Consider the following 3,769-nt stretch of genomic DNA (forward strand, 5'->3'; position numbering starts at 1 on the left):
TATTATTACATCATCAATATAAATCAACGGGATATCAGTTGGGTTAAGGAGTAGAAGCTATTACTCCTACCCCAACATTTGACGTAGAACCTTTTATTATCAAAACATTGGGCATTGACCTTAAAAGAAGATATGATAATTCTAAGTACTCTTATTGAATTTTTAAATAAAAAGGGGGTCATTTTTTATGCGCTATGATTTCGATAAAGAGATTAACCGCCTTAACACATCTTCAGTAAAGTGGGATAGCACGGAAGCACTTTTCGGCGACAAAGATATTTTGCCTATGTGGGTGGCTGATATGGATTTCCTTACCCCCCAGCCAGTTATTGATGCTGTTCAAAAAAGAGCTGAACATGGCATTTACGGCTACACAATAAGGCCGGATTCTTATTATGATGCTATTATAGGCTGGATGAAGAGAAGGCATAACTGGGCTGTCAACAAAGAATGGATATGCCACAGCCCCGGGGTTGTCACAGGTTTAAGCCTTATTGTTCATGCTTTTACACAACCGGGCGATAAAATCGCTATTCAACCGCCAGTTTATTATCCATTTACAAAAGTCATTAAAAATAACGGCCGGCAAGCTGTCCATAATCCGTTAAAATTTGAAAACGGCAGATACACAATGGATTTTGATGATTTAAAGAAGAAGCTTGATTCGGGTGTAAAACTTCTCATTATTTCAAGCCCTCATAATCCAGTTGGCAGGGTTTGGACAAAAGAGGAGTTAACTGAGCTGGGAAATATTTGTCTCGAGCGCAATGTAATGGTTGTCTCTGATGAAATCCACTTTGATTTAATTTATAAAGGATATACGCATACGCCTTTTGCATCCATTTCAGAGGCATTTGCCCAAAACTCAATCACATGCACGGCACCAAGTAAAACATTTAACTTGGCCGGCTTGCAGACATCAAACATCATTATACCGAATAAAGAATACAGACTATCTTTCCAAAAGGCAGTTAATGCACTATCTGTCGGAGGGGCGAACCCATTTGGGATTGTCGCTTGTGAAGCAGCCTATCGTTTCGGCGAAGATTGGCTGGATCAGTGTATAAGTTATTTGAACCAAAACTTGAATTTCTTAATTGAATACATCGACCAGCATATTCACAAAATCAAAGTCATTGAGCCTGAAGGCACATATCTTGTTTGGCTCGACTGCCGAGAGCTTGGCCTCGACGCGAAAAAGCTTGAAGAATTAATGCAAAAGCAAGGAAAAGTCGCGTTTGATGAAGGTTATATTTTTGGCCCCGGCGGAGAAGGTTTTACAAGAATTAATATTGCCTGCCCGCGCTCCATATTAAAAGAAGGCCTAAAAAGAGTTGAGCATGCGGTTAATCATTTTGTATCCATTAAAAACAGCTAAAAAGCAAGAACAGCATGATGGTTAATGACTATACAAGTCACTTGGAGGTTCGTTATGGCTTTATGCAGCATTTACGAAAACACATATGACATAGACGGCATTCTTTTTGACAAAGATGGCACTTTGCTAGATTTTGCTTCATTATGGGTTGAATGCGGACGACAAATCATGATTCAAATCGAAAAGAAAACAAATTTTAATATCGATAAAATGGCAATTGCTGAATCAATAGGGTTATTTCTCGAAAACCATTCATGGGATCCTAAAGGACCGCTCGCTATAGGCACTTCCAATGACTTGATTGCTATTCTCGCACACGAATTATACAAAATCGGGACAGCATGGAATGACGCTGTAACAATTGCCACAGAGAGCTATGTCGAGGCAGGAAAAGATATAAATTGGCGTCAGAGGCTTAATCCAACACCTTATCTCATTCCTTTTTTGGAACGAGCCAGTAAAGCCTCAATTAAGATGGGGGTTGTAACAGCCGATAATACAGAACAAGCCATCAAACATTTGAATGTTCTCGGTATATCTAAATACTTTGACACCATCGTCGGGGACGATTTGGTTAATCGCGGAAAGCCTTATTCTGATATGGTAGACCTCGCCTGCAAAGAGCTTAATATAGAACCGGGCAAAGCTATTATGATCGGCGATTCTAACGGCGATATGAAACTGGCTAAAAACAGCGATATGCTGGCAAGCGTTGGTATTATTCCTGACAAAATAAGATCCTATGATCACTTACAAGATGCTGATCACATTATTAAGAGTTATCAATCGATATCAATAGAAAATGTTTAGAACTTATTTCAATGGCCAAAGGATGAAATTAACCGGAGCAGACGTCACTCCGGTTTTTAATGTTTTATTTATTTGTCAGTTCAGTAAAGCCATAAAAAATTTTTGCGCTTTAGAGAGAGAAGTCATCGTACACCCTTTTATTATTTAGCGCCTTAAAAGGCTCAGCACCGGCGGTTTTCTTTATTGTGCCAAGTACCCGCCGTCAAGCACAACAGCTTGGCCGGTTACACCTTTGCCTTTATCGCTTGCAAGGAATACAACATAATCAGCAATTTCTTTCACATCAAGCAAGCGTTGCTGAGGAATAAGCGGGTTAAAAACCTCTTCAAAAACCTGTTCAACAGGCACGTTTCGTGTATTAGCCACGTCTTCTAATTGATTTTGCACTAGGGGTGTATCGACATATCCGGGGCACATGGCATTGACAGTGATCCCGTGGGAAGCCCCTTCAAGAGCCGAAACCTTAGTTAACCCGATGAGCCCATGCTTGGCACTGCAATAGGCTGCCTTGCCCGCAAAACCGACAAGGCCATTGATAGAAGCCATGTTAATGATTCGGCCATGCTTTTGTTTTTTCATGATAGGGAAAACCTTTTTGATGGCCATAAATGGCGCCGTCAACATCAGTTTAATCATAAATTCAAATTTATCCGTCGGAAAGTTCTCTATATTTTCGACATGCTGTATCCCTGCATTGTTTACAAGAATATCTAAAGAGCCGAATTGTTCAGTTGTATGAGCTATTGCTTCTTCAATTTGCTGTTCGTCTGTTACGTCACAGGTGACCGCTTTGACTTTCAGCCCTTGATCCCTTAAATCTTTCGCTGCCTGTTCAGCCTTTTCCCCATTTAAATCTGACAAAACAACTTTTGCCCCTTCTTTTGCAAAGGCTTTGGCAATTTCCAGGCCGATTCCGCTTGCAGCCCCAGTGACTAAAGCGGTCTGCTGTTTTAATAATTGTTCCATTATTCCCCCCCTAAACCTTATTTTCACTCTCCTTTTAAATACCCTTTATTAAAACTTATAAAACTTATCCACAATAAAAAAACAGGATCTTCTACAAGAAATCCTGTTTTTCATAACAAAGGCAATGTATATTTAAGTCAACTTATGTACCGTCTTAATAATGGTGGGCCTGAGTGGACTCGAACCACCGACCTCACGCTTATCAGGCGTGCGCTCTAACCGGCTGAGCTACAGGCCCATTATTAAACATAAAAGCGGAAGACGGCTGAATTGCTTCCGCAAAGACAAGAATATGTAAACCTTAGCGGTTTTAATAATAGCGGCGGAGGGAATCGAACCCCCGGCCTCACGGGTATGAACCGTACGCTCTAGCCAGCTGAGCTACGCCGCCAAAAAATGGAGCCTAGCGGGATCGAACCGCTGACCTCCTGCGTGCAAAGCAGGCGCTCTCCCAGCTGAGCTAAGGCCCCATATGGATATATAAATCATCCAAAATAAAAACCCCTCAATAAAGGGGAACTGCCTGGCAGCGTCCTACTCTCACAGGGGGAAGCCCCCAATTACCATCGGCGCTGAAGAGCTTAACGACCGTGTTCGGGATGGGAACGGGTGTGA

Annotated in this window: 3 protein-coding genes, 3 tRNA genes and 1 rRNA gene; 2 read left to right on the top strand and 5 right to left on the bottom strand. The window is 41.6% G+C overall.

The genetic code is table 11. From position 1 onward, the window contains the following. Nucleotides 1-187 precede the first annotated feature (187 nt). Complete coding sequence (locus tag JOD45_RS16085; protein WP_205004923.1) at nt 188-1,378, top strand: MalY/PatB family protein; 1,191 nt, start codon at nt 188-190, stop codon at nt 1,376-1,378. Between the two features lie 54 nt (nt 1,379-1,432). After that, nucleotides 1,433-2,188, top strand: coding sequence for an HAD family hydrolase (locus JOD45_RS16090; protein ID WP_205004924.1), 756 nt, complete (start codon nt 1,433-1,435; stop codon nt 2,186-2,188). A 180-nt stretch (nt 2,189-2,368) separates the two neighbouring features. Here JOD45_RS16090 and JOD45_RS16095 read toward each other — a convergent pair whose 3' ends face one another. The 5 genes from JOD45_RS16095 to rrf all read right to left on the bottom strand — a co-directional run. Further along, nucleotides 2,369-3,154, bottom strand: a complete 786-nt coding sequence (locus tag JOD45_RS16095; protein ID WP_205004925.1) for a 3-hydroxybutyrate dehydrogenase — start codon at nt 3,152-3,154, stop codon at nt 2,369-2,371. 161 nt (nt 3,155-3,315) lie between these two features. Then, a tRNA-Ile gene (locus JOD45_RS16100) sits at nt 3,316-3,392 on the bottom strand. Nucleotides 3,393-3,471: 79 nt separating this feature from the next. After that, nucleotides 3,472-3,545, bottom strand: a tRNA-Met gene (locus JOD45_RS16105). Between the two features lie 6 nt (nt 3,546-3,551). Further along, nucleotides 3,552-3,624: transfer RNA gene (locus tag JOD45_RS16110), tRNA-Ala, on the bottom strand. A gap of 51 nt (nt 3,625-3,675) precedes the next feature. Next, a 5S ribosomal RNA gene (gene rrf, locus JOD45_RS16115) occupies nt 3,676-3,769 on the bottom strand; the annotation flags it as partial.

Origin of the sequence: Scopulibacillus daqui, assembly GCF_016908855.1 — a bacterium.
In the GTDB taxonomy this organism is placed as follows: domain Bacteria; phylum Bacillota; class Bacilli; order Bacillales; family Sporolactobacillaceae; genus Scopulibacillus_A; species Scopulibacillus_A daqui.

What these genes read in the sequence shown, in the direction of transcription:
- JOD45_RS16090 (WP_205004924.1), top strand. Translation starts at nt 1,433, where the DNA reads ATGGCTTTATGCAGCATTTACGAAAACACATATGACATAGACGGCATT.
- JOD45_RS16095 (WP_205004925.1), bottom strand. Translation starts at nt 3,154, where the DNA reads ATGGAACAATTATTAAAACAGCAGACCGCTTTAGTCACTGGGGCTGCA.
- JOD45_RS16085 (WP_205004923.1), top strand. Translation starts at nt 188, where the DNA reads ATGCGCTATGATTTCGATAAAGAGATTAACCGCCTTAACACATCTTCA.